Source organism: Streptomyces coryli, assembly GCF_011044975.1.
GTDB classification, from domain to species: domain Bacteria; phylum Actinomycetota; class Actinomycetes; order Streptomycetales; family Streptomycetaceae; genus Streptomyces; species Streptomyces coryli.
On sequence record NZ_JAAKZV010000005.1, the window covers coordinates 15,785 to 40,924 of the forward strand.

Consider the following 25,140-nt stretch of genomic DNA (forward strand, 5'->3'; position numbering starts at 1 on the left):
GCATCATGGCCGCTCGGCCGGCCGCGGTCGGCTCCCACGCAGCAGCCAGGGCCGCGTCCGCCGGGTCAGCCGCGGCAGGATCAGCCAAGTGAGCAGCGCCGTAAGCACCCCACTGGTGGCGGCCAGCGAGACCGGCCGCGGCAGCCCGGGCGCGACGGCCTGAATGCTGAGCGAGAGCACCAGCAGGGTGGGGTACGCGGCGGCCCAGGTCAGCAGAAAGGTCTTAGCGCGCTGCCGGAACGATCCGCCGGTGACCGTGAACCAGCTATTCATGCCAGGCACAGTGATCCGGCGCTCCTCGGAGATACGCTCCACACGGCGCAGCAGATCGTGCCGGACCTGGGAGTCCTCCCACGCCCGCAGATGCCCGGGCGTCTCGAACTGATACACCAGGTGATGAAGCCCCTGAGCATCATGCAGCCGAACCCCACCGAGATGACCGGGAAACCGAGCAGCCGCCGCATCGACCTCATCGGCCCACCGCGCAAACTCCTCCTCCCGCCCAGGACGCACCACCCGGGTAACCGCAACCGTGACGGGCCCACCGCCACTCCCGGCAACCGTCACACCGCCTCGCCGATCACAGATTCCTCCTACATCCGCTGACCGGTGCGGGTAACCACTCCTGCCCCACACGAATCATGTCCGGACCACCGCCGCTGACGGCGGCGGTGGTGTCGTACTCGGCCATCAACCAATCGGCTGATGCTCCTTCGAGCGCGAAGGACGATGCCCGCCCACGTCCCGCCGCGGCACGCTCGTACGCATGGCAATCGTCGAAGTCAGTGACCTGCGCAAGGACTACGGGGACAAGAGAGCCGTCGACGACGTGTCCTTCGACGTCGAGGAGGGAGAGATCTTCGGGATCCTCGGCCCCAACGGCGCCGGCAAGACCACCACCGTCGAGTGCGTGGAGGGGCTGCGGCGTCCCGACGGCGGCAGCGTCCGTGTCGCCGGGTACGACCCCGCCGTCGACCGTCACTCCGTCACCCGCATTCTGGGCGCGCAGCTCCAGGAGAGCGAACTGCAGCCGAAGATCACCGTTCGCGAGGCGCTCGAGCTGTACGCGGCGTGCTATCCGGATCCCGCCGACTGGCGCGCCCTCACCGAGCGCCTCGAACTCACCGAAAAGCTCAGCACCCGGTTCGCGAAGCTCTCCGGCGGCCAGAAGCAGCGCCTGTCCATTGCCCTCGCGCTGGTCGGCCGGCCCCGTATCGTCGTGCTGGACGAGCTGACGACCGGCCTCGACCCGCGCGCCCGCCGCGACACCTGGGGGCTGATCAAGGACGTCCGCGACAGCGGCGTCACCGTGCTGCTGGTCACGCACTTCATGGAGGAAGCACAGCGCCTGTGCGACCGGATCGCCTTGATCGACAAGGGTCGGATCACCGCTCTTGACACTCCCTCCGGGCTGATCGGTCGCACCGCGAACGGCACGGCGATCTCCTTCACGCCCTCCGCACCGCTGGAGACCCAGCTGCTGGCGGACCTGCCCTCGGTGGCGTCCGTAACTCACCAGGACGGCCGAATCGTGGTCAACGGCACCGACGAGACCGTCCACGCCGTGCTCTCACTGCTCGCCGGCCGAGGCATCAATGCCCATCAACTCCGCGTCACCGAGGCCACCTTGGACGACGCCTATCTCAATCTGACGGGACCGGACGCATGAACACCCTCATCCCCGCCCGCACGACCGCCGTCAAAGGCAGCGCCACCGCGGTCCTCAAGACAGAGGCGCGGCTCCTCCTGCGTGAACCGGCTTCCCTGTTCTGGGTCTTGGCCTTCCCCACGATCCTGCTGTGCATCCTGGGCGCCATCCCGTCCAACCGGGAACACTCGGACGACCTGGGCGGACTGCGCGTCGTGGACTACTACGTCCCCGTCGCCATCCTGCTCGCCGTGATCGTGGCCGGCCTCCAGGCCATGCCGCCCGTACTCACCGGCTATCGGGAGCGCGGCATCCTGCGCCGGATGTCCACCACCCCGATGCGGCCGGGCTCCCTCATCGGCGCACAGATCGCGCTGCATGGCGCCGCCATCGCCCTCTCCGCACTGCTCGCGCTCGCTGTGGGCCGGCTCGTGTTCGACGTGGCCCTGCCCCGCCAGGTCTTCGGGTACGTGGTGGCGCTCGCGCTCGCCACGCTGGCCAGCCTGGCGCTCGGTGCCACCATCTCCGCCGTCTGCCGCACCACCAAGATCACCCAGGCGGTGGGATCGGCCGTGTTCTTCCCGGGGATGTTCACCGCCGGCGTCTGGCTGCCGGTCGCGAGCATGCCCGAGGTGCTGCAGCGCATCGTGACCCTCACGCCGCTGGGCGCCGCCGCGCAAGCCCTCGATGAGGCCGCTGCGGGAGAATGGCCCAGCTGGACGCATCTGGGGGTCGCGGCGCTGTGGTCGGTCCTGCTGATCGCCGCGGCCCGGCGCTGGTTCAAGTGGGAGTAGCTCATCCATGACGAGATCGGTCGAGGAGCGCTGGGCGCAGTTCTTCCGGTACGGCCCGTACGCTCTGCTGGGTCTCGCCACGCTCCTCGGCGGCGTGGCCGCGCCCCTCGTGATGACCCGGCGGGAGATGTACGCGGCGGCGGCCCTGCTCCTCGCCGCACTGGCCCTGCAGGCGTGGTGGTCCCGGGCCGCTCCGCGGTTGCTGGCGGCAGCCGCGGCCGGGGCAGGAGCGGACCGCGATTCCCCGGCCCAGGACCCTGCCGGCGCCCCGCTGCTGCCCGAGCGGACCGTCGCAGGTGGCGTCTATTTCGCGCTCCGCACCGCCCTTGCCTTCGTCCTCACCTGGCTCAACCCCTTCTTCGCCCTCTATGCCTGCCTCGGCTGCTTCGAGGCCGGGCACCTGCTGCCGCCACGCACCGCCCGGGTCGGGCTGTTGATCACCGCCGTCATCATGGCGGGATCGCAGTCCGGCGGTCTGCCACCCGACTCGCTGATGCGGTGGTTCGCCTTCGGTGCGCTGTTCGTCTTCAACGCGGCGATCTTCATCGGTCTCAACGAGCTCGGCATCAAGGAGGCCGAGAAGACCAGGGAGCGCGCCGAGACCATCGCCGCCCTGGAAAAGGCCCTCGCCGAGAACGCCGCCCTGCACGCGCAGCTGGTTCTCCAGGCGCGGGAGGCAGGGGTCGCCGACGAGCGCCGCCGCCTCGCCGCCGAGATCCACGACACCATCGCCCAGGGGCTGACCGGCATCATCGCCCAGCTCCAGGTGGTCGCCTCCACAGCGGCTCCAGACGTGGCCCGCGCGCACCTGGACCGCGCCCAGGCGCTGGCCCGCCGCTCCCTGGGCGAGGCCCGCCGGTCCGTACAGAACCTGGCTCCGGCGGCCCTGGAGCACGACGCACTGCCCCAGGCGCTGGGGACGGCCGTCGCCGAGTGGTCCGAGCGCACCGGTGTCCCGGCCCGGCTCACCATCACCGGCACCGAGGAGCCGCTGCACGACGAGGTCGCCACCACCCTTCTGCGGATCGCCCAGGAAGCCCTCGCCAACACCGCCCGGCACGCCGGCGCCGCCCGCGCGGGCGTCACCCTCTCCTACATGGGCGACGAGGTCACCTTGGACGTACGCGATGACGGGCGGGGCTTCGACCCGCAAACCGCGGCACCGCGCACCAGCAACGGCGGCTTCGGCCTCGCCGGGATGCGTACCCGCGCCGAACGCATCGCCGGCACCGTCGCCGTCGAGTCCGAACCCGGTCAGGGCACCGCGATCAGCGCCCGCGTACCGTTGGTGCGCCATGGCTGAGCGGACCATCACCCTGCTGATCGTCGACGACCACCCGGTCGTCCGGGACGGTCTGCGCGGCATGTTCGCCGCCGATCCCGGCTTCGACGTTCTCGGCGAGGCCGCGGGCGGCGTCGAGGCGGTCGCTCTCGCCCTGCGCCTCGACCCGGACGTCGTGCTGATGGACCTGCGGATGCCCGCCGGCAGTGGAGTCGAGGCCATCGCCGAACTCACCCGGCGCGGCTCCCACGCCAAGATCCTCGTCCTCACCACGTACGACACGGACGCCGACACGATCCCCGCGATCGAGTCGGGAGCCACCGGCTACCTGCTCAAGGACGCGCCCCGCGACGAGCTCTTCGCGGCGGTCCGCGCGGCCGCGGAGGGCCGCACCGTCCTGTCGCCCGCCGTCGCATCCCGCCTCGTCGGCGCGGTCAGGAAACCCACCTCGGCCGCAGGGGCGCTGTCGGCCCGCGAACGCGAGGTGCTCGAACTGGTCGCCAAGGGAACCTCGAACCGCGAGATCGCCCGGGAACTCTTCATCAGCGAGGCGACGGTCAAGACCCATCTGACCCACCTGTACACGAAGTTGGGCGTCAAGGACCGGGCAGCCGCGGTGGCCGTGGGATACGACCGCGGGATTCTGGGCTGATGCGGTCGGCGTCGGGCACCTGCAAGGCGTCGACCCTCAGCCCGGGGCTGCCGCCGTGATGTGGCTCAGCACGCACAGCCTTGGCACTTGTACTGGGCCGTGTTCGTCACCCGCCCCGTGTAGACCGCGGTTTCTCCGTACACACGGATCCTGGGCGGGCTGCACGGATACGCCGGTCGGCACTCTCAGTGTCTGCGCTGGGGGCGTCACGACAATGCCAGCGACAATCAATCGGCTGCTTCGCAGCCAAGGGAGTCGAACCGAAGTGCCCCTGAGCGACGAGTACGCCCAGTACATTGCCGAGTTTTCAGCCGTCCGTGGATGATCAAGGTGTGTGGTACGAGCTCGTCATCGACCTCGAGGCGCCGTTGTCAACCGCCTCGGGTCCGCCGTATACCGCGACCACGGCATGATCATCTCAGCCGACAACGGCCCGGGTGATCCGGCACAGTTCGCTGCCGCGCTGTTGTCGACATCCGTGATCGAAGACCTGGACACCGCAGGCCCGGCCCGGTCATCTCGGGCACCCGGATTACCGGGGGCCGAAGAAAACCGGCGACTGAAAGGTGCGCGCGCCTCGGTGCTCCCGGCAGCATCGAGGCGCGCTGCGGGGCCGCCCGCCCAGCACCCCGCACGATCGTGTACGAACGCACCCGCGAGCGCGGGGAGCGGAACAAGGTCGTCGAGAAGGCCGCCAAGCCCGCCGCGGGCCGGCGGGCGCTTCCGCTTCCGCTGCCGGTATCCGTCGTCGCGCTGGTCATCTTCCACGCGATCAAGGCGAAGGAGCGTGAGGCGACTCCATCGTGCACCGGGGCGGCCGCGGCCGCGACCTGCAGCGTGCGCCGACAGGATTCCCCGACGCCAAGGACTTGTCGGGACGGTCTCCAAGCTGTTTACGATCTTGCTTGCTAGTGACCAAGCCATGCTGGCCGCGCTGTGGGCGGTGCGGCAGCAAGAAACGGGGACCGTCCAGGACGGTGGCCCAATTGCGTACCAAAGGAGAGACCTGAGTGAGAATCCTCAAGCCCGCCCGCAAGGTGGGCGTCGTCGTCGCCCTGGCCTGTGCGGCCGTGCCATTCGCTCTCGCCACCCCGGCTGCCGCGGAAAGCTGGGACCGGAAGTGCTACGGCATCACGGCCCCCTACAAGGGCTTCAACGAGATCATGGGCAAAGTCAGCAAGAAGGGCGACTGCAGGGACGGGCTGGCTATGCTGCAGCGGCACCGCTGGTGGGGCTGGGAAGTTGTGGACGAGCGCCGGCTGACGGGCACATCCGCCGGTCTGATGCACAAGTGCACCGGAAGCGGCACCTACACCTACAAGACGGTCGTCTCCATCGACAGCCAACTGGGCGTCTACGAGAGTGAAAGCCGCCGTTTCACCTGCTGAGGTGGATCGCCGATAGCGTTCCTCGGCTCGAACCACAAGCCGCTTCGGTTCGGGGGATCCCGTTCGGGTGCTGGCGGACAACGCGTACTCCTCCTATGTCATCCGCCAGCACCCTGCGTCGTCGCGGCGTCGGCTGCGCCAGGACAAGGCCCGCACGATCAGGACCGGCAAGAGCAGGGCCAGAAGTGGCCAGGTCAACGTAGTACTCACGCTGGGCAAGAGTCGGCGGCGGTAGATCCATACCACCGAAGCCCCGCAGGGGACGAACCAAGACCTGGGGTTGAGTCGACTACGCGCGCCGCTCTTCTCGCCTTCGGGTCACTGGGTGGTTCCCGGCTGCAGCCGGGTCGACAGCACGTAGTCCACCTTTGCGTCGGTATATGTCTCACCCGGCGCCACCCGGTGGGGGAGGTGCGCGCGGGTGCTCTGTGCGCCGGAGTGGTGAGAGGGTCCGTGGAGGAAGCGGACATCCACCTCCGGTACGTCGGTGAACGTCACCTCACGCATGTGGACGGACGCTTCGAAGACAATGTCGGCGGTGTCCGGGTCCGGTGGTGGGCTGGACGACGGCCTTCAGGGCGGTAGGTCGCGTCTGGTCTGCCGCGCGCTTCGCCGCTTGTCGGGCGGCACGTCCCGCCCGTCCCCGCGTCGCCTCCGGGCGCGTCCACCGGCCTCGCGGTGCGAGCGCGAGCCGTCCCGGCCACGGTTGAAGATCCCGGAAAGACGCTCGCCCACGCCCGGGGAGCGGTCGCGTAGTGCTCCTTTGGCGCGTTCGCGCAATCCGCTCAGGGCGCCGGTAACGCCGGCCGCGGTCTTGCCGGCCGTACCGAGGGCGGTCGTGGCATCCCCAGCCCCGCGCCCGACGTGCCGCACCGCATCTCCCGCACCGTCGCTTACTTGCTCAACCGCGTTCCCGGCGCCGCTGCCGACCGCACGCAGCGCATCCTCGGTGCCAGTGCCCACCCCCTCCAGGGTGTCCTCGACCCCGCGGGTCAGACTCGTGAGGATCTCCGGATTGCGGTCGACGGTATCCAGCACCCGCTCGACGATCCGGGCGACGTTGTCGAGCCGCACCTTGAGGTGTGCCTCGGCCTCCACGCCCTTGATCGTCAGTTTCACCCGGCCGAGCGCGACGTCGGCGCCCACGTTCAGGCGCAGCACATCCAGGACCTCGGTGCGCAGCGAGACCCGCGCTCGCAGGTCCTCGACTTCCAGGTCGATCTCGTCCACTTGCAGCTTCGGAACGTCGAGCAGGACGTCCGGCTCCGCCTGTGCGTCGGTCGTTCCCCGGTCGGCCCGGGGTGGCGTGGCTTCCTGGCCCATGATGCCGCCCTCCGGCGGAATGGATCCTTCCAGTTCTCATCCAAGAATTACGGACGCCGCCAGCGCCGGCAACAGGGGTAAGGCAGAGGCATGGCCGTCCTGGGGAGAAGAGTGAGGAGGCCCTCCGCTCCCGTAGCCGCTGGCGTCGCGGAATCGGCGTTCTGGGCCTCGGCCGCTGGGGGCACCCGCCGCCGCTCGAGCCAAACGTCGTAGGCCCTTATTCCGTAGCCGGCGCAGCTAATGCCGGCGCACACCGGCTCGCCCATCCGATCGATACCTGACCTTTCCGCTCGAGGCAACACCCACTGGATAGGGAAAGGGTGAATTTCGCGAACCACACGCAGAACAGAAAGGCGCAACACACGGCTGCGCGAGGACGGCGCGGACTTCACTATCGCTGCCGCCTCGATGGATCCCATTCACACCCTGGTAAGTGACAAGGATCCCGGCCAGACCGTACAGCCTGATGCCACCTTCGATACGGTAAACGGCACCGACTACGAACTTCTGCTGCTCCCCGGCGGCACGCTCAACGCCGACAGTCTTCGACTGGATAACCACGCGATCGGCATGGTGAAGGCCTTCGCGGCTTCGGGGCGTCCCATCGCGGCGATCTGCCACGGTCCCTGGGCGCTGGTCGAGGCGGATGTCCTGAAGGACAAGACGCTCACGTCCTACGCGTCGCTGCGGACCGACATCCGCAATGCGGGAGCCAAGTCCTGGGTGGACGAACCCGTGGTGAGCGACACCGAAGGCGGCTACACCCTGGTGACCTCCCGTACGCCGAAGGGCCTCGACGACTTCATCGGCGCGATCCACCGGGCCCTCGCCGGCGAGTGAGAGAAGGGCCGGGGCGGCACCGGGTGTTCCGGCCGCTTCCGCCGCTTCCCTCCTCCGGAGCACCGCTCGACGGCCACACCGGTCGCAGCGCCTGGAGCTCACTCATCTTCCGGATTACGCCGCCCGGCTGCGCGCTTCGCGCGAGGCCGGTCGGATTCGTCGGCTGTTGCCCGCTGCCCTTCGTCGCGGGCCTGTTGGAAGGCGTCGGCGAGGGTCTGCGCGGCGCCGGACAAAGCGCCCTTGGTCTTGCCGCGCGCACCGGACTCGGTCATCTTGCCGGGCAGTTCAGGCAGCCCGGCCGGCTTCTTCGGTCCGGCCTCCAGGTCCAGGCGCCCGACCGCCTCCGCGAAGCGGAGATACGTGTCGACGCTCGCGACCACAATGCGGATGTCGATCTTCAGCAGCTCGATCCCCACGACGGAGACGCGGATGAAGGCGTCGATCACCAATCCGCGATCGAGGATGAGCTCTAGGACGTCGTAGAGGCTACTGCTGCTGCCTCCGCTGCCTTGCTGGGCAGGCACTACGGTCATGCGACCCCTCCTGGTGCATGTCAGGCGCTGCCCGAGTGCCCGCGGCAGGGCAGATGAAGCCGGTCCCGGCGGGGGTAGCGCGGCGCCCCGGCTCAGGACGGCGGAGCTGGAATCGGCATCGACGCCAGCGCCCGCGCCGTGTGGACGAGGTTGGCCGCCATCGCCCGCCCGGTCGACGCCGACCAGTCGTGGCCGCGGTCGTCGTCGAGGTAGTCGGGGCCGGGCCCGGGGCCGAGATGCCAGTACGTCCATGCCTGACCCGGGACGGTGAAGCCGACGTCGCCGAGGGCGCCGGAGATCTCGCTGATCACGTGATGGGCGCCGTCCTCGTTGCCGGTGACCAGGACGCCGGCCACCCTGTTGTAGGCGACGGGGCGTTCCTCGTCGTCGGTCTCGCTCATCATGGCGTTGATGCCTTCCAGGACCCGCTGCGCCACCGAGGACGGGCGGCCCAGCCAGGTGGGGGAGGCGATGATCAGAATCTGCGAAGCCAGCAGCTTTTCGTGCACCTGCGGCCAGTCGTCGCCCGCACCCATGTCGGTCTCGACCCCGGGCTTGAGCGTCAGGCCGACGGCGCGTACGACATCGGTCTCCACCCCATAGTCGGTGAGCGCCTTGATCACGGTGGCGGCGAGGGCCTCGGTGTTCGAGGTCGTGAACCCCTTGGCTGCCGGGCCCCCCGCTTCAGGAGAGAATCACCGAGTCGAGCCCGGCTTTGCCCGAGACCTTCTGGTACGCGGAAGACCCCGTCGCCGACGCGAAGGTCTAGCGGGTGGCGGGGGAGACGGTCGCGGTGACCGGGGTGCCCGTCTCGACGGTGCGGCTGACGGTGCAGAGGCGGTCGTGGGAGGTCTTGACCGCCCTGGGCAGGATTGCCCGGGCGCGGTCGCCGGATTCCCCGTCGGGGAATTGGACGGAGAAGGTGATCTCAAGGTCCGTCATCCGGTTGCCGAGATCGTCGTCGGTCTTGTTGCCGGTCACCGTGACGGTGAATTCGACGGGCTCCGTATGGCGGCTGGTGGCGACGTCCACGTCGGCCGCGGTGCAGCCGCCGATCGCGGCGAGGAAGAGCTCGACCGGGGTGAAGCCGGGTCCGGTGCCGGTGGCGAAGGTGAGCGTGCCTCCGCGGGCGTTGGTTGCGGTGAACTCGCCGGGGCCGGTCCGCTCGACGGTCACGGAGCGCAGGGAGTTGGCTGTCATGCCAACGACCGTAGTGTCGGGTCACCGGAGCTGCCCGTAGCCGGCGCCCGACCGGGCCGGTATCAGCGTCAGGTTCCGTCGGTCGGCGCCCCTGTGTGAGGTAGCTGCCGAGGCCCGGCCATCAGCCGTTCTGATGCTGGTAGGTGGCCCACTCGTCGGCGTGGTGGGCCATGTTCTTCATCCAGGTGACGGGAGCGTTGCGGGCGATCTCGTCCCATAGGTGCGCGTTGGCCTTGGCGAAGGCGGCGACTGCTGCGTGAGGGGCGCCGGCCCAGGAGGGGAAGCGGTGGCACCAGGCGTCCGCTTCGGCGGCGGTGTGGCCGGCTTCCATGAGGCGGAGGATGAGCACCGCGGGGTCGATCCAGGCGGCGCCGCGGGTGGGCCAGGCCCAGTCGATGAGGTGCGCCTGGTCCGTGATCAGGACGTTGTGCGGGGCAAGGTCGGTGTGCAGCAAGGAGTCGCCCGCGAGCTGTCCGGCCTCTGCCGGGGTGAGGTACGAGGCCCATCGTTGCTCCGCGCGCTTCCCTGTCTTTTCCGGGCACGGGGTCTGCTGGAGTTCGTCGATCGCCTGCGCGACGAGTGACAGGTCGGGGGAGCCGGGGCGGTAGTCGGCATGCCGGCCGTCGAGATGATCGTAGATGAGGAGATCCCAGCCGCCGGACTGCACGTGCCAGAGCAGACGAGGGCAAGCAGCGGGCAGATGCGGGTTGATGTCCGCCTCGCGCTGCTGGGTGCGGATCTGTGGATGGTCGGCCGGGACGCCTTTGGCGAAGTAGACCTCGGTGGCCGTGTGGAGGGTGGTCGCGATACCGGAGTTCACACCCGCGGACGCCGACACGGCCTTCAAGATCAGGCCGGTGTGCTGCTCGACGTCGTATCGGACGGCTGGGGGCAGGTCGCGCCACAATTGGCGGGCCATGGACATGATCGGATTCCTGGGTGTTGTGCGGTCGACCGCCACGACCCAATGACGAGTCGTGGCGGCCTGCGGGGAAGCATGGTGCGTCAGTACGGCTGGTCGTCGCCGGCGCTGCAGGAGCACATGACGGTCTCGACCATGGTGTCGAGGTCGCCGACGATCTCCAGCTCGTCCTGGGCGAGGGGGCGGGTGGTGAGCTCGACCGGAACGGGGCGGCTGGGTGCCGCTGTCGGGGTTGCCACGGTGGGTTACCTCCCTTCTCCGTGTTTATCTCTGCCGAGCAGGTGGATGACCCGGTTGATGCGCGACTTCCGGGCCGATCTGGCCGCAATCCAAGCCGGCAGGGCCACGGAGTACTTCGCGGTTGACACGGAGGATCGACTGGAGCCGCGCGGACATGAGGTGGTGACGGAAGGGGGCCGCCGGCCGAGTCGCCCCGGCCTCGACCCGGCGGACGTGGCTGTGCCCCTCACCGCCTGCGCCGTGGGACTCGCCTTCTACGTCCTCGTCGACGTTCACGCCGCTGATCAGGCCCGGGGTGCCGTGTTCCACCGGTATTGCCGAGCTGTACGCCTGACTGCTGGTTCCGGCACACGGTCATTGACCCGCAGTTGCCCGGCTCTGGTGCCGGCAGACCAGCGCTCCCGCGGTCGCCAGCGCCAGGAAGCCGCCCATCACCACGGCCATGGGGGCGGTGCTGCGGGTGCCGAAGAGGCCGATGAGGGGGGAGGCTGCGGCGCCGAAGGAGAACTGGGCCACGCCCAGCAGCGCGGACATCGTGCCCGGGGCCTGCCGGCCGCGGCTCTGTCCCACGGCACTTGCCGCGGGAAACAGGAACCCGAAGGACGGGACGCTGATGAGCAGGCACAGGCAGAAGGACCAGAGCTGCGACCCCACCGCCGCGGTGAGGACCAGAAGGAGGAGCTGGCCGCCCAGCCCCAGCACGGCGCCGATGACCATGAGCGTCTCGGCACGCAGCCTGCGGACCAACCGCCTGTACAGGAGGGCCGCGCCGAGGTTGGCGACGGCGTTCACCCCGTAGACGAGGCTGCTCATCGTGGCCGGCAGGTGCAGCAGGTCGTGGAGGACGAATGTCGCCCCGGCGATGTAGGAGAAGACGGCGGCGCCCAGGCAGCCCATGGTCAGCACCGGCGCCAGGACAGTGGGCCGCGACAGCAGTGTCCCGGCGGCGCGCAGCGCTCCGCCGGCTCCGCCTCTGATCCGCAGTTCGGGTGGCAGTGACTCGGGTACGACCCGCGCGGCTCCCATGGCGAGGATCGCGCCGGCCAGGGCGAGCGCCACGAACACGAACCGCCAGGGCGCCACAGCCAGGAGGGCGCCGCCCAGGACCGGCGCGATCACCGGCCCGAGCGCTCCGATCGCGGACAGCGTGGCGTAGGCCCGGGAGAGTTCGACCCCGCGGTAGAGATCAACGATCACTGCCCGCCCGACGACGATGCCCGCGGCTCCGCTGACGCCCTGGCCGAACCGCAGCGCCGTCATCACCTCGATGGTCGGCGCGCACGCGCACCCAAAGCTGAAGACCGCGAACGCGGAGGTGCCCAGCAGCAGGACGGGCCGGCGCCCCACCAGGTCGCTCAGGGGCCCCAGGACGAGCTGTCCGGCGATCACGCCGAGCAGGAACGCCGTCAGTGTCGCCTGCGCCCCGGCACTGCTCGTGCCCAAGGAGCGCGCCATGTCCGGTAACCCCGGCACGTACATGTCCGTCGCCAGCGGGCTCACGCCGCCGAGGCCGGCTATGACCGCCAGGAACACGGTGCGAGAGCCGGAATTCGACGCCGCTCGGACCGGCCCCCGTGGCCGACGCGTGCGTCCGGGCGTCACCGTGCGCGCCCTTCCTCACCCGGCCGCCGTCCGTCTTCTTCAGGTGCCGTTCGCTCCGTCAAATCCAAGTCAACCAACGCGAGTTGCTGCATGAGCTCACCGGCCAGCCGCAGCAGGCCGCGCTCCGCGGGAGTCAAGGTCCGCGCCAGTGCCGACGCCAGCCAGGCATTGCCGTCCCTCACGTGCTCCCGGAGTGCCTGCTCGCCCGCTTCGGTTACGGCGATGTCCTGACGCCGCTTGTCGGTGCTGCTGCGGCGGCGGGCCACCCTGCCCTGGCGCTCGAGTTCCTGCACCACCCGAGTCAGCGACTGGGCCTGCACCCCTTCGATCGCCGCCAGTTCACTGATCGCAAGCGGGCCGCGGTGCTTGAGGTTGGCCAGAATCGATGAGGACAGCCGGGTCAGCGGTTCGGGGCTGCCCTGGTGCTCGGCACGCATCCGGGAAGCCAGCCGCGAGACGCCCCACCGAAGCTGCTCGGCGGTGTACAGATCTTCTTCGTCAGCATCCACATAACCAAGCTAAACCTTGGGTGTTCGATGTGAGAATCCCTCAAACACGCCTTATCTACCAAGCTTTGACTTGCTTCTACCCTGCCGAGGTCCGTGCGTCACGGCGCTGCCGTCAGCCGCGGGCGCCAGGCCGGTCGCGCAGCCGCTCCCGTTCGTCAGCCGGAGGGACGGCAGCCGTTCTTGCTGCAGGCCGGAGGGGGGTAGAGTCTTTACGCAGCCACCCACGCCGTACATCGGCTCACGGTCCCGAATCGGGCCCGGTGGCATCCGCAGACCTCCGGGTAATGACGCCCGACCGGCAGCGATGAAGCTGCCCGCTCCAGTCGGCAGGACGCTCGCCCCGCGGGCGGCCCGGGTGGCCGAGGACTCCGCCCGCTCCCAGCGTGGAGTCGCGCACGACCGCGCAAGTACGTCCGCTGGGACGGGTGCGCCTGAACGAAGAACGGTTGCATGTCCACAGTCTCCGCGTCCCCGCGGCTGCGTCTGTCGCGCCCCGACTTCCTGCGGTCCCCGAAGATCCTCCGCACCGAGGTGCTGGCCGGCCTGGTGGTCGCCCTGGCCTTGATACCTGAGGCGATCTCGTTCTCGATCATTGCCGGGGTCGACCCGAGCGTCGGCCTCTTCGCGTCCTTCACCATGGCCGTAGTGATCTCCATAGTCGGCGGCCGCAAGGCGATGATCTCCGCCGCTACGGGAGCGATAGCCCTGGTCATCGCCCCGCTCAACCGCGAGCACGGCCTCGGCTACCTGATCGCCGCCGTCATCCTCGGCGGCATCTTCCAGATGGCCATGGGAGCCCTCGGGGTGGCCAAGCTGATGCGGTTCGTGCCGCGCAGCGTCATGGTTGGCTTCGTCAACGCCCTCGCGATCCTGATCTTCATGGCGCAGGTGCCGGAGATGCGCGACGTGCCCTGGGCCGTGTATCCGCTGATCGCCGGCGGGCTGGCGCTGATGGTGCTCTTCCCCCGCCTTACGAAGACCGTGCCCGCGCCGCTCGTCTCCATCGTCATCCTCACCGTGATCACCGTGGGCGCCGGCATCGCCGTGCCCACCGTCGGCGACAAGGGCGAGCTGCCCTCCTCGCTGCCGACGCCGGGCCTGCCGGACGTGCCGTTCACCCTGGAGACCCTGACCACCATCGCCCCGTACGCGCTCGCCTTCGCGCTGGTCGGGCTGATGGAGTCGCTGATGACCGCGAAGCTGGTCGACGACATCACCGATACCCGCTCCGGCAAGACCCGCGAGTCGATCGGCCAGGGCATCGCCAACATCGTCACCGGCTTCTTCGGCGGCATGGGCGGCTGCGCGATGATCGGTCAGACGATGATCAACGTGAAGGTGTCCGGGGCCCGCACCCGGCTGTCGACGTTCCTGGCCGGCAGCTTCCTGATGGTGCTGTGCATCGTCTTCGGCCCGCTCGTCTCCGACATCCCGATGGGCGCCCTGGTCGCCGTCATGATCATGGTCTCGGTCGCCACCTTCGACTGGCACTCCGTCCGGCCGAAGACGCTCAAGCGGATGCCGCTCGGCGAGACCCTGGTCATGACCGTCACCGTCGCCTGCGTGGTGGCCACCCACAACCTCGCCATCGGCGTCGTCGCCGGCTCCCTCACCGCCATGGTGATCTTCGCCCGCCGAGTCGCCCACCTGGCGAACGTCTCCGGGGTACTGGACCCGGACGGCAAGCAGGTCGTCTACTCCGTCACCGGCGAGCTCTTCTTCGCCTCGTCCAACGACCTGGTCCACCAGTTCAATTACCAGGACGACCCGGACGACGTCGTCATCGATCTGTCCTGCGCGCACATCTGGGACGCATCGTCGGTCGCCGCCCTGGACGCGATCGAGACCAAGTACACCCAGCGCGGCAAGAAGGTCACCATCACCGGCCTGAACAAGCCCAGCGCCGAGATGCACGAAGAGCTGGCCGGCGAGCTGACCTCGCACTGAGGGCGACCAGCACAAGCTCCTGGCGCTGTGCGCTGCGCTTGCTCCCTCAGCTCAATCGCGGGATCTCGATCGCCGGGCACCGGTCCATCACCATCTCCAGCCCCGCCGCCCGCGTCCGCTCATACGCCGCCTCGTCGATGACGCCGAGCTGGAACCACACCGCCTTCGCGCCGATCGCCGCCGCCTCGTCGGCCACCGGGCCGGCCAGGTCGCTGTTCACGAAGACATCCACCACATCCACCGGAAAGGGGATATCCGCCAGGCTCGCGTACCCCTGCTCACCGTGGACGGGCTCGGCCTTCGGGTGGACCGGCACGATGCGCTTGCCGAAGCGCTGCAGGACGTCGGCCACGCCGTAGGCGGCTCGTGACTGGTTGTTGGAGAGGCCGACCACCGCCCAGGTGTCGCCCGTCTCGGTCAGGATCTTGCGTACCGTCTCCGCGTCTCCATACATGCCCGTCACAACGACGACCCCGCCCTCCCGATTCCCGGACCTGCCCGCATTAGGGTGACGGGATGCAGGAGCAGTACGAGACGGTCGCCCGGGAGGGCGTGCACGAGACCGAGGTGAACCGGTCGCGGTTCATCTGCGCGCTGGCGCCGGTGGCGACCGAGGCCGAGGCGCAGGACTTCATCGCGCGCGTCCGCAAGGAGCACCCGGCCGCCTCGCACCACTGCACCGCCTACGTCATCGGCGCCGACGGCGCGATCCAGAAGGGCGACGACGACGGCGAGCCGGGCGGGACCGCGGGGCTGCCCATGCTGCAGATGCTGCTCCGGCGCGAGGTCCGTAATGTCGTCGCGGTCGTCACCCGCTATTTCGGCGGTACGAAGCTGGGCGCCGGTGGGCTCATCCGCGCGTACGGCGGCGCGGTCGGCGCGGCGCTCGACGCCGTCGGCACGGTTACCCGGCAGCGCTTCCGGCTGCTCACCGTCACCGTCGACCATCAGCGGGCCGGGAAGGTGGAGAACGATCTGCGCGCCACTGGCCGCTCGGTGCGGGGCGTGCGCTACGGCGCCGAGGTGGACATCGACGTCGCCCTGCCGGAGCCGGAGCTGCCCGCCTTCCGCGCCTGGCTTGCGGACGTGACCGCCGGGTCCGCGCGGGTGGAGCTGGGCGGGGAGACGTACGGGAGCGGCTGATGCGGGGGTTCTGAACGGCGTTGTCAGACCCCGTCGATACAGTCGTGCGTCATGAGATTCCTGCACACGTCGGACTGGCATCTCGGCCGCTCCTTCCACCGGGTGAACCTGCTTGCCGCGCAGCGGCAGTTCATCGACTTCCTGGTGGCCGCCGCGGCCGAGCGCGAGGTCGACGCGGTGCTGGTGGCCGGGGATGTGTACGACCGGGCGGTGCCCCCGCTGGCCGCGGTCGAGCTGTACGACGACGCGCTGCAGCGGCTCGCGGAGCTGGGCATCCCGGTGGTGATGACGCCCGGGAATCATGACTCGGCCCGCCGTCTCGGCGTCGGCTCCCGGCTGATCGAGCGGGCGGGCATCCATCTGCGTACGGACCCGGCCCGCTGCGGCGAACCGGTGCTGCTGCGGGACGCGCACGGCGACGTGGCGCTCTACGGGCTGCCGTATCTCGAGCCCGCCCTGGTGCGCGCGGACCTGGGCGTCGAGGAGAACGGGCACGCGGCCGTGCTGACCGCCGCCATGGACCGGGTGCGGGCGGACCTCGCCGGGCGGGCACAAGGCACCCGCACCGTCGTGCTCGCGCACGCCTTCGTCACCGGCGGCCAGGGCTCCGACAGCGAGCGGGACATCACCGTCGGCGGCGTCGCGTCCGTGCCCGCCGGCGTCTTCGCCGGTGTCGATTACGTGGCCCTGGGCCATCTCCACGGCTGCCAGACCCTCAGCGAGCGGGTGCGCTATTCGGGCTCGCCGCTCGCGTACTCCTTCTCCGAGGCCGCGCACCGCAAGACGGTGTGGCAGATCGACCTCGACGAGGCCGGCGACATCGCAGCCGAGCGCATCGACTGCCCCGTGCCGCGACCGCTCGCCCGCCTCCGCGGCCGCCTCGACGACCTGCTCGACGACCCGGTGCACGAGGCGCACGAGGACGCGTGGGTGGAGGCCGTCATCACCGACCCGGCGCGGCCTGCCGAGCCGATGGCCCGGCTCGCCGCGCGCTTCCCGCATGTGATCAGCCTCGTCTTCGAGCCGGAGCGGCAGGATGAGGAGGCCCAGGAGTCGTATGCCGAGCGGCTGCGCGGGCGCAGTGACACCGAGATCGCGGAGGACTTCGTGCGGCACGTACGGGCGGGCGAAGGGCCCACCGCGGGGGAGCGGGAGGTGCTCGGCGGCGCCTTCGACAGCGTCAGAGCCGCCATGGCGCGCGAGGAGGCGGTGCGTTGAGGCTGCACCGGCTCGCCGTCCGCGCCTTCGGGCCGTTCGCCGCCGTCCAGGAGATCGACTTCGACGCGCTGTCCGGCGCCGGCATCTTCCTGCTGCACGGGGCTACGGGCGCGGGCAAGACCTCTGTCCTGGACGCCGTCTGCTTCGCCCTCTACGGCGGCGTCCCCGGCGCCCGCCAGGGCGGGTCGCTGCGCAGCGACCATGCCGATGCCGGGACGCCGACCGAGGTGGAGCTCGAACTGACCGTCGCCGGGCGGCGGTTGCGCCTGACCCGCCGTCCCGCGCAGCCGCGGCCGAAGAAGCGCGGCAGCGGGTTCACCGAGGAGAAGGCCGTCAGTCTGCTGGTCGAGTGGGACGCGGCCGCCGACGACTGGAAGGGGCTCAGCCGCTCCCACCAGGAGATCGGCGAGGAGATCGGACAGCTGCTGGGCATGACCCGGGAGCAGTTCTGCCAGGTCGTGCTGCTGCCGCAAGGGGACTTCGCGCGCTTCCTGCGCGCCGACGCCCAGGCCCGCGCCACCCTCCTCGGCCGGCTCTTCGACACCCGCCGCTTCGCCGCCGTCGAGGACCGCCTCGCCGAGCTGCGCCGCGGCGCGCACGACGACGTGCGCGCGGGCGACGAGCGGCTCCTCGGCCTGGCCCACCGCATCGAGCAGGCCGCCGACTCTCCGGAGGCGCCCCGCCCCGAACTCGCCCCCGGCGACCCGGGGATCGGCGAGGAGCTGCTGCAGTGGGCGGCCCAGGTCCGTACGGGCGCCCGCGAGCGCCGCGACATCGACCTGCTGGCCGCCAGGACCGCCGAGCAGGCGCACGCGGCGGCGACGGACTCCCTCGAGGAGGCACGGGACCTCGCCCGGCTCCAGCAGGCGCACGCCGACGCCCGCCGCCGCGAGGCCGCCCTCGACGGGCAGCGCCCCGAACGGGACCGGGCCGCCGCCCGCCTGGACCGCGCCCGCGCCGCCGACGCCGTCACCCCCGCACTCGACCTGCGCGCCGCCGCCGACACCGAGCACCGCTCGGCCGCCGCCGCCGAGCAGCAGGCCCGCGCGCTGCTGCCCGACGGGATCGACACCGAACCCGCCGACCAGCTCGCCGCCCGCGAGCGCCGGGTCCGCCGGGAGCTCGGCTCCCTCGAGGCGGCCCGCCGCGCGGAATCCCGCAGCGCCGACCTCGCCGCCGAACTCGACGGCCTGGAGCGGGAGTCGTCCGCCGACGAGGAGATCGCCCGCGAGGCCGATGCCTGGCTGGAGAGCTGGGACGCCACCCGGGAAGGCCTGCAGCGCCGCCTCGATGCCGCCCAGGAGGCCGCGACCCGCGCCGAGCAGCTCGCCGCCCGGCTGGCACCGGCACGCCGCACGGCCGAGGCCGCACACCGCCGCGACACGCTGCGCGACCAGGTAACCGACGCAGAACGGCATTTGCTCGACGCGCGCGAGACGGCCGCCGCCGCCCACCAGGCCTGGCTCGACATGCGCGAGGCCCGGCTGCTGTCCATCGCCGCCGAACTGGCCGCAGGTCTGGAGCCCGGCGCCGACTGCCCCGTGTGCGGTTCCGCCGAACACCCCGCGCCCGCCCGGCCGCAGGACGACCACGTCGACAAGGAGACGGAGGAACGGGCCCTCGCCGAGCACCGCCGCCTGGAGCGACTGCGCGAGGACGCCCAGCAGCGGCTGCGCTCACTCTCCGAAGCGCTGGCGGCAGCTGAGCAGGAGGTGGCCGAGGGCCCCACGGATACCGTGCTTCCGGCTGCCGGCCGCACGGGCGCGGAACCGGCGGCCGACCGCACAGCCGAACCATCCGCCGCCGCCCTCGCCGCCGTCGCCGACCAACTGGCAGCCGACGAGCGCGCCGCCCGCCTCGCGGCCGGCGACGCCTTCGCCGCCCGCGAGGCCCTGGACGCCGCCACGGCCGAGCACGACCGTCGTACGGCCCGCGCCCAGGAAGCCCGCCGGCGGGCCGCCGCCCGCACCTCCCGCCGCGAAGCGCTCCTCGCCGAACGCGCCACGGTGGAGCACGAGGTGGCCAAGGCCCGCGGCGACGCCCCGTCCGTGGCCGCCCGCACCGCCGAGCTCGACCGGCAGGCGGAGCTGCTGCTGCAGGGGGCGGAGGCGGCGCGCCGCCTGGAGCTCTCGGCGCTGCGGCTGAAGGAGGCCGACGCGCGACTCGCCGACGCCGCGTACCGGGCCGGGTTCGACACGCCGATGGCCGCCGCCGACGCCTGGCTCGACGCCGAAGGCCGGCGCGCGCTGCAGCATCGCCTGGACGGCTGGCAGCGCGAGGAGGCCGCCGTCGCGGCGGTGCTCGGCGACGCCCGTACGACCGCGGCCGCCGCCCGCCCGCCCGCGGATGTGCCCGCCGCGCAGACCGCCGCCGACATCGCCACCCGGCGGCTGCGCGCCGCCTCCGCCGCCGAGCACGCGTCAGAGCAGCGCTGCGCCGACCTGGACCGGCTCTCGGCGGACACCGCGGACGGCATCCGCGAACTGGCCCCGGTGCGCGCCGCGTACGACCGCATCGCCCGGCTCGCCGGCCTCGCCGCCGGCACCTCCGCGGAGAACGAGCGGAAGATGCGCCTGGAGTCCTACGTCCTGGCCGCCCGGCTCGAACAGGTCGCGCACGCCGCGTCCGTGCGGCTGGCCCGGATGTCCGGCGGCCGCTACACCCTCGTCCACTCCGACACCCGCGACAAGGCCAGCGGCCGCGGCCGCAGCGGCCTCGGCCTGCATGTCATCGACGCCTGGACCGGCGCCGAGCGGGACACCGCCACCCTCTCCGGCGGCGAGTCCTTCTTCGCCTCCCTCGCCCTCGCCCTGGGCCTGGCCGATGTCGTCACCGAGGAGGCCGGCGGCGTCCGCCTGGACACGCTCTTCATCGATGAGGGCTTCGGCAGCCTCGACGAGCAGACTCTCGACGAGGTCCTCGACGTCCTCGACGGCCTGCGCGAACGCGACCGCACGGTGGGCATCGTCAGCCACGTGCCGGACCTGCGGCGCCGCATCCCCGTCCAACTCGAGGTGCTCAAGGGCCGCTCCGGCTCGGAGGTCCGCCACCACACGACGGCCTTGACCTCAAGCGCGGTTGAGGTGTGACGCTCATGGCATGGATACACCGGACAGCGGACTCCTCCTCTTCCGCAACACGATGCGCATCACCGAGGGGCACCTAGACGCATTCCGCCGCGCCATCGAGCAGGGGGTGGGCTATGTCGAAGAGCATGGCCCGCAGCTGATGGTGGAGGTCTTCATCGACGAGGAGCAGCACCTCGCCCACAGCTTCCAGCTCTTCCGCGACTCGGACGCCGTCCGCGCCCACTGGAAGATGTCGGACCCGTACATCCAAGAGGTCATGAAGCACTGCAGCATCGAGCGCTTCGAGATCTTCGGCGAGCCGGACCCCGACGTGCTCGCGGGGATACGTGACGCGACCGGCGCCGACCTGCGGATCGCGCCGCGGCACACGGGCTTTGTGCGGTTCGGGGGGCGCGGCTGAGCGGTGCTACGGCTCCAAGCCCAGGGCGGCGCAGGCGCCGTCCAACGCCGCCCGGCGGAGCTCGTCTTCGGGGACGTCGGCGAATTGGAGCGTGCAGTCCTGGAGGCCGCCGATGGCTATTGCGGCCCGAGTGGCCTGCTCCAGGGTGGGTTCGGGGCCGTGCAGCAGCTTCGTCAGCCGCCCGCGCCAGTCCATCACGCGGTCGATCAGGCCAAGATCGGCGAGCGTGGTCAGCTCGCTGAGGATGAGCACCATCTCTTTGCGGTGGCGGTAGTGGAAGTCGAAGTAGCCCTCGAGCAGGGCCCGGGGCGCGACTTCATCCAGCGCCTCCTGGCGCGCCAGGAACGCCTCTTCCTCGTCGAGGATCGGCTGCACGATGCTGCGGACCAGGTCCTCGCGTGACGAGAAGTGGTAGTAGAGCGCCGGCTTGGTGATGCCCAGCCGGTCGGCGATCGCCTGCAGGCTGGTCCGCTGCACACCCTGCTGGACGAACAGCTCGCGGGCGACCTCCAGGATCCGCTGTCGAGTGGCCGAAGGACGAGGCATGTCGGCACCCTATCTGACTTAACGATAGGTAAGTACCGTGTACTTACCTATCGTTAAGTAAGGAGGCGGATCATGCGGATCCTCATCTCCGGCGCCAGCATCGCCGGTCCGGTGCTGGCGTACTGGCTCACCAGGCACGGCTTCTCCGTCACCGTCGTCGAGCGCGCGGCAGCGTTACGCAGGACCGGTGGCCACGCGATCGACCTGTTCCGGCCCGCGATGGACATCACGGAGAAGATGGGCGTGCTCCGGGACGCCGAGGAATGGGCCACCGGCGCCCGCCGGTTGAGCCTCCACCGGGAGGGCAGGAAGAAGCCCGTCCGCGTGGACCTCGCCAAGATCTTCAGTGCCACCTCCGACCGGCACCTCGAGATCATGCGTGACGACCTGAGCGAGATCTACTACGACGCCACGCGCGACGACGTCGAGTACGTCTTCAACGACTCGATCACCGCGATCTCACCCGACGGCGAGGTGCGGTTCGAGAGCGCCGCGCCCCGCCGTTTCGGCCTCGTCGTCGGCGCGGACGGGCTGCACTCCAACGTGCGCCGCCTCACCTTCGGCGACGAATCCCGCTTCGGCAGCTTCATCGGCGCCTATCTCGGGGTGCTGACCCTGCCGGCCGCCTACGCCCTCGACGGCGAACTCCACATCCACGTCGGCGTCGGCCGTACGGCCGGCATCTTCGGCGCCCGACATCTCGACGACGCACGGGCACTGTTCCTCTTCCGCAGCGAGCACGAGCTCGACTGCCACCATCGCGACGTCTCCCGGCAAAAGGAGCTGCTGCGCGGCGCGTTCGCCGGCCTGCACCCCGACGTGGACCGCTGGCTGGCCGAGCTCGACCGTACCCCGGCGTTCTACTTCGACTCCATCACCCAGCTCCGCATGGACACCTGGTCGAGGGGACGGGTGACGCTCGTCGGCGACGCGGGCTACTGCCCCGGCCCGGCCGTCGGCGGCGGCACCACCCTGGCGATAGTCGGCGCCTACATCCTCGCCCGGGAACTGGCACGGGCGGGCGGCGACCACGAACGCGCCTTCCCCGCCTATGAGCGGGCGATGGCAGCGCACGTACGCGGCAGCCGCGAGGTCGCCCGGAGCGCCGCCAAGACCCTGGTCCCCACCTCCCGCCTCGGCGTGTGGGGACTGGCCCAGGGCACCCGCCTGATCTCCGCCCTGCCCCCGGGCCCCAGCCGCGCCCTCGTCCGCCTCACCACCAAGAGCGCGCGCCTCTACGACGCGATGACCCTCGACGACCACCAGCCGTCACTCACCGCAGCTTCGCCGGCCGCCGAAGGGCGGAGGCTCTGATGGAACCACTTATCGCGCTCCTGGCGGGACACTCCCCAACCCCGGCCTGCTCGTCACGCTCACCGGCATCCTCGAACTCGCCGGGGCCGTCGGCGTTCTCATCCCCGCGACCGCGCGCGTCACCGCTGCCTGCCTGATCGCGCTGATGGTCGCGATGTACCCGGCGAACGTCTCGGCCGCCCGGAGCCGGCCGTAGCGGGGGCGGCGGGCCAGGCGGGAGGAAGGCGACCCGGCCGCGCACCCCCGCATGCGGCTGTATCAGATAAAACGACGTATCCGCGGAGCAGATGCGGTTCGGCGCGTACTCGTCAACCGGACGAGCGAACGGTCGCCCCGGGCAACTCGTACAAGAACCACTCCTCGTCCGCCCCGCACTCCACCCCGATCTGCCGGAATCCGGCCCGCGCCAGCACCCGCTGCGAAGCGGCGTTGCCCGGCTCGGTCTTCGCCCGCAGCAGTCGCACCCCGGGCTGCCCGGCGGCCCACCCGCACAGCAGCCGGACGGCGTCCGTGGCCCAACCGCCGCCGCGCGCGGACACCGACAGGTCGTAGCCGATCTCCACCGCCCCGTCCGCATCCGGCGCCGCGTGGAATCCGATCCCGCCCAGCGCCACCCCGTCCTCGGTCCTGGTGATCGCGTACGAGCCCCACCCCGGCCGGTGCGTGCCCAGCAGCACGGCCTTGACCATCATCCGTGCGCCGGTGGACGTACCCTCCGGCGGCGCCCCGTCGATCCAGACCAGGCCGCCGCTCTGGCCATCGGCGACCTGCGCGAGCTGGGTGGGAGCCAGCTCGCGCAGGGTGACCCGGCCCGCGGTGAGCACCTGCGGGCCGGCATCGCGCGTCGTCACAGCGCCGACAGCTCCGCGACCAGATCGTCGAGGCCGAGGGATCCGAGCGACAGCGCCGCCATGTGCCACGTCTTCGCGTCGAAGGCGTCGCCGTGTGCGGTACGAGCGGCGTCCCGGCCCTGCAGCCAGGCGCGTTCGCCGAGCTTGTAGCCGATCGCCTGGCCCGCCATGCCCTGGTAGCGGATCAGCTCGCTCTGCACGAAGTCCGCGGGCCGCCCGCTGTGCATGCCGAAGAACTCCTGCGCCAGCTCCGGCGTCCAGGTCTCGCCCGGGTGGAACGGCGAGTCGGCGGGGACGGTCAGCTGCAGGTGCATCCCGATGTCGATGATGACCCGCACCGCGCGCATCATCTGCGCGTCGAGATAGCCGAGCCGGGTCTCGGCCGACGTCAGGAACCCGAGCTCGTCCATCAGCCGCTCGGCGTACAGCGCCCAGCCCTCGGCATTCGCCGACACCATGCCGACGGTCGTCTGGTAGCGGGAGAGCTGCTCGGCGACATGCGTCCACTGCGCCAGCTGCAGATGGTGGCCCGGCACGCCCTCGTGGTACCAGGTCGAGACGAGGTCGTAGACCGGGAAGCGGGTCTGCCCCATCGTCGGCAGCCAGGTGCGGCCGGGGCGCGAGAAGTCCAGCGACGGGCCGGTGTAGTACGGCGCCGCGGCCGAACCGGGCGGCGCGATCCGGGACTCGACCCGCTTGACCCGCTCGGCGAGCTCGAAGTGGGTGCCGTCCAGCTTCTCGATCGCCTCGTCCATCAGCGACTGCAGCCACTCGCGCGTCTCCTCGACGCCCTCGACCGCCTGCCCGTGGTCCTCCAGCCAAGCAAGCGCCTCCCAGGGGGTCTTGGCGCCCGGCAGCACCTTCTCCGCCTCGGTCTTCATCTCGGCGAGCAGCCGGTGGTACTCGGACCAGCCGTACGTGTACGCCTCGTCGAGGTCCAGGTCGGTGCCGTTCCAGTAGCGCGAGAAGCGGGCGTAGCGCTCGCGGCCGACGACGTCCGGCGCGCCCTCGATGCCCGGCGCGTAGACGTCCCGCAGCCAGTCGCGGAGCCGCAGCACCGCGTCGGTCGCGGCCTGCGCGGACGAGGCGAGCTCGGCGGACTGCTCCGCCGGCCCCTCGGACACGAGCTGCGTGAACCAGCTCTCGCCGCCCTCGCTGTCCCCGGCCCACTCGCCGAGCTGCTCCACCATGGCGGTCACCTGCCGCGGCCCGCCCGGCAGCTTGCGATCCAAGCCGAGCGCGAGCGACTCCTGATAGCCCTCCAGCGACGCCGGTACCGCACGCAGCCGCGCGCCGATGTCGGACCAGTCCTGCGCGGACTCCGTCGGCATCAGCGTGAAGGCCTGGCGGACCGAGTGCGCGGGGGAGTTGAGGTTGCTGACCGAGCGCAGCCCCTCGTCGGCCTCGTGCACCGCCAGCTCCGCCTGCAGCCGCTCGCGCAGCAGCCGCGCGCACCGCCGCTCGGCGTCCGCGTCACCGCCGGGCCTGGCCTCCGCCTCGGCCAGCTTCCGCAGGGTGGTGCGGGACAGCTCGGCAAGAGTCTCCTGGCCGGCCGGGGAGAAGTCGGGGAGCTTCGTCTCGCTCCCGGGGACGCCGAGGTAGGTGCCGGTGATCGGGTCGAGGGCGACGAGCTCGTCGACGTAGGCGTCGGCGACCTGGCGGGGCAGCGGATTCGCGTTCGTTTCGGACATGCTGGCCA

At 70.9% G+C, this 25,140-nt stretch carries 25 protein-coding genes and 2 pseudogenes; 13 read left to right on the plus strand and 14 right to left on the minus strand.

Annotation, left to right across the window (positions count from 1 at the left end):
* Positions 1–3: 3 nt before the first annotated feature.
* Positions 4–390, minus strand: coding sequence for a putative antibiotic biosynthesis monooxygenase (locus G5C51_RS02505; protein ID WP_206313332.1), 387 nt, complete (start codon positions 388–390; stop codon positions 4–6).
* A 376-nt stretch (positions 391–766) separates the two neighbouring features.
* Between G5C51_RS02505 and G5C51_RS02510 the strand changes: the two genes are divergently transcribed.
* From G5C51_RS02510 to G5C51_RS02530, 5 genes are all read left to right on the plus strand, one after another.
* Positions 767–1,669: an ABC transporter ATP-binding protein gene (locus G5C51_RS02510; protein ID WP_165230801.1), complete on the plus strand. Its 903-nt coding sequence runs from the start codon at positions 767–769 to the stop codon at positions 1,667–1,669.
* Positions 1,666–2,442, plus strand: a complete 777-nt coding sequence (locus G5C51_RS02515) for an ABC transporter permease (protein ID WP_165230804.1) — start codon at positions 1,666–1,668, stop codon at positions 2,440–2,442. Before G5C51_RS02510 ends, G5C51_RS02515 begins: the two co-directional genes overlap by 4 nt.
* A gap of 7 nt (positions 2,443–2,449) precedes the next feature.
* Complete coding sequence (locus G5C51_RS02520; protein WP_165230807.1) at positions 2,450–3,745, plus strand: sensor histidine kinase; 1,296 nt, start codon at positions 2,450–2,452, stop codon at positions 3,743–3,745.
* Positions 3,738–4,376: a response regulator gene (locus G5C51_RS02525; protein ID WP_165230810.1), complete on the plus strand. Its 639-nt coding sequence runs from the start codon at positions 3,738–3,740 to the stop codon at positions 4,374–4,376. The genes G5C51_RS02520 and G5C51_RS02525 overlap by 8 nt, the downstream gene beginning before the upstream one ends.
* A 1,010-nt stretch (positions 4,377–5,386) precedes the next feature.
* Positions 5,387–5,764, plus strand: coding sequence for a hypothetical protein (locus tag G5C51_RS02530; protein WP_338117985.1), 378 nt, complete (start codon positions 5,387–5,389; stop codon positions 5,762–5,764).
* 318 nt (positions 5,765–6,082) lie between these two features.
* Here G5C51_RS02530 and G5C51_RS02535 read toward each other — a convergent pair whose 3' ends face one another.
* Both G5C51_RS02535 and G5C51_RS42475 read right to left on the minus strand, forming a co-directional pair.
* Positions 6,083–6,271 (minus strand): hypothetical protein, encoded by a 189-nt coding sequence (locus G5C51_RS02535; protein WP_165230813.1) that lies wholly within the window; start codon positions 6,269–6,271, stop codon positions 6,083–6,085.
* Between the two features lie 66 nt (positions 6,272–6,337).
* Positions 6,338–7,087 carry a TrbL/VirB6 family protein gene (locus G5C51_RS42475; RefSeq protein WP_206313333.1) on the minus strand — a complete coding sequence of 250 codons (750 nt, stop codon included), beginning with the start codon at positions 7,085–7,087 and terminating at the stop codon, positions 6,338–6,340.
* Positions 7,088–7,453: 366 nt separating this feature from the next.
* Between G5C51_RS42475 and G5C51_RS02545 the strand changes: the two are divergent.
* A pseudogene (locus tag G5C51_RS02545) lies at positions 7,454–7,927 on the plus strand (DJ-1/PfpI family protein); the annotation flags it as partial.
* A 98-nt stretch (positions 7,928–8,025) separates the two neighbouring features.
* Here G5C51_RS02545 and G5C51_RS02550 read toward each other — a convergent pair.
* The 7 genes and pseudogenes from G5C51_RS02550 to G5C51_RS02580 all read right to left on the minus strand — a co-directional run bounded on the left by G5C51_RS02550 (position 8,026) and on the right by G5C51_RS02580 (position 12,933).
* On the minus strand, positions 8,026–8,460 hold the full coding sequence (locus tag G5C51_RS02550) for a gas vesicle structural protein GvpA (protein ID WP_165230819.1): 435 nt from the start codon (positions 8,458–8,460) through the stop codon (positions 8,026–8,028).
* A 92-nt stretch (positions 8,461–8,552) separates the two neighbouring features.
* A pseudogene (locus G5C51_RS02555) lies at positions 8,553–9,110 on the minus strand (flavodoxin family protein); the annotation flags it as partial.
* 115 nt (positions 9,111–9,225) lie between these two features.
* Positions 9,226–9,660: an OsmC family protein gene (locus G5C51_RS02560; protein WP_165230825.1), complete on the minus strand. Its 435-nt coding sequence runs from the start codon at positions 9,658–9,660 to the stop codon at positions 9,226–9,228.
* A 121-nt stretch (positions 9,661–9,781) separates the two neighbouring features.
* Entirely contained in the window at positions 9,782–10,579 is a 798-nt protein-coding gene (locus G5C51_RS02565; protein ID WP_206313334.1) for a protein kinase family protein, read from the minus strand.
* 86 nt (positions 10,580–10,665) lie between these two features.
* Positions 10,666–10,821: a hypothetical protein gene (locus tag G5C51_RS02570; protein WP_165230775.1), complete on the minus strand. Its 156-nt coding sequence runs from the start codon at positions 10,819–10,821 to the stop codon at positions 10,666–10,668.
* Positions 10,822–11,176: 355 nt separating this feature from the next.
* Positions 11,177–12,355: a Bcr/CflA family efflux MFS transporter gene (locus G5C51_RS02575; RefSeq protein ID WP_338117986.1), complete on the minus strand. Its 1,179-nt coding sequence runs from the start codon at positions 12,353–12,355 to the stop codon at positions 11,177–11,179.
* A gap of 65 nt (positions 12,356–12,420) precedes the next feature.
* Positions 12,421–12,933 (minus strand): MarR family winged helix-turn-helix transcriptional regulator, encoded by a 513-nt coding sequence (locus tag G5C51_RS02580; RefSeq protein WP_338117987.1) that lies wholly within the window; start codon positions 12,931–12,933, stop codon positions 12,421–12,423.
* A 450-nt stretch (positions 12,934–13,383) separates the two neighbouring features.
* Between G5C51_RS02580 and G5C51_RS02585 the strand changes: the two genes are divergently transcribed.
* A complete protein-coding gene (locus tag G5C51_RS02585; RefSeq protein WP_165230831.1) occupies positions 13,384–14,880 on the plus strand; it encodes a SulP family inorganic anion transporter in 1,497 nt (498 codons plus the stop codon).
* Positions 14,881–14,926: 46 nt separating this feature from the next.
* Here the strand turns inward: G5C51_RS02585 and G5C51_RS02590 are convergent, their stop codons facing one another.
* Positions 14,927–15,334, minus strand: a complete 408-nt coding sequence (locus G5C51_RS02590; RefSeq protein WP_165230834.1) for a CoA-binding protein — start codon at positions 15,332–15,334, stop codon at positions 14,927–14,929.
* Between the two features lie 62 nt (positions 15,335–15,396).
* Between G5C51_RS02590 and G5C51_RS02595 the strand changes: the two genes are divergently transcribed.
* Genes G5C51_RS02595 through G5C51_RS02610 form a run of 4 tightly spaced genes read left to right on the plus strand, consistent with a single transcriptional unit; the run spans position 15,397 to position 20,730 of the window.
* A complete protein-coding gene (locus G5C51_RS02595) occupies positions 15,397–16,023 on the plus strand; it encodes a YigZ family protein (protein ID WP_165230837.1) in 627 nt (208 codons plus the stop codon).
* Between the two features lie 51 nt (positions 16,024–16,074).
* Positions 16,075–17,241, plus strand: a complete 1,167-nt coding sequence (locus G5C51_RS02600; protein WP_165230840.1) for an exonuclease SbcCD subunit D — start codon at positions 16,075–16,077, stop codon at positions 17,239–17,241.
* Positions 17,238–20,330, plus strand: coding sequence for an AAA family ATPase (locus G5C51_RS02605; RefSeq protein ID WP_165230843.1), 3,093 nt, complete (start codon positions 17,238–17,240; stop codon positions 20,328–20,330). The genes G5C51_RS02600 and G5C51_RS02605 overlap by 4 nt, the downstream gene beginning before the upstream one ends.
* Positions 20,331–20,340: 10 nt before the next feature.
* Positions 20,341–20,730 carry an antibiotic biosynthesis monooxygenase family protein gene (locus G5C51_RS02610; protein ID WP_165230847.1) on the plus strand — a complete coding sequence of 130 codons (390 nt, stop codon included), beginning with the start codon at positions 20,341–20,343 and terminating at the stop codon, positions 20,728–20,730.
* A gap of 6 nt (positions 20,731–20,736) precedes the next feature.
* Here G5C51_RS02610 and G5C51_RS02615 read toward each other — a convergent pair whose 3' ends face one another.
* Complete coding sequence (locus tag G5C51_RS02615; RefSeq protein WP_165230850.1) at positions 20,737–21,276, minus strand: TetR/AcrR family transcriptional regulator; 540 nt, start codon at positions 21,274–21,276, stop codon at positions 20,737–20,739.
* A 72-nt stretch (positions 21,277–21,348) separates the two neighbouring features.
* On the opposite strand from G5C51_RS02615, the gene G5C51_RS02620 reads away from it, so the two are divergent.
* Both G5C51_RS02620 and G5C51_RS43940 read left to right on the plus strand, forming a co-directional pair.
* On the plus strand, positions 21,349–22,590 hold the full coding sequence (locus tag G5C51_RS02620) for an FAD-dependent monooxygenase (RefSeq protein WP_165230853.1): 1,242 nt from the start codon (positions 21,349–21,351) through the stop codon (positions 22,588–22,590).
* 46 nt (positions 22,591–22,636) lie between these two features.
* Positions 22,637–22,786 (plus strand): hypothetical protein, encoded by a 150-nt coding sequence (locus tag G5C51_RS43940; RefSeq protein WP_165231022.1) that lies wholly within the window; start codon positions 22,637–22,639, stop codon positions 22,784–22,786.
* A 112-nt stretch (positions 22,787–22,898) separates the two neighbouring features.
* Here the strand turns inward: G5C51_RS43940 and G5C51_RS02630 are convergent, their stop codons facing one another.
* Complete coding sequence (locus G5C51_RS02630; protein WP_338117988.1) at positions 22,899–23,441, minus strand: GNAT family N-acetyltransferase; 543 nt, start codon at positions 23,439–23,441, stop codon at positions 22,899–22,901.
* Complete coding sequence (locus G5C51_RS02635; RefSeq protein ID WP_165230855.1) at positions 23,438–25,132, minus strand: DUF885 domain-containing protein; 1,695 nt, start codon at positions 25,130–25,132, stop codon at positions 23,438–23,440. Before G5C51_RS02635 ends, G5C51_RS02630 begins: the two co-directional genes overlap by 4 nt.
* Positions 25,133–25,140: the final 8 nt, after the last annotated feature.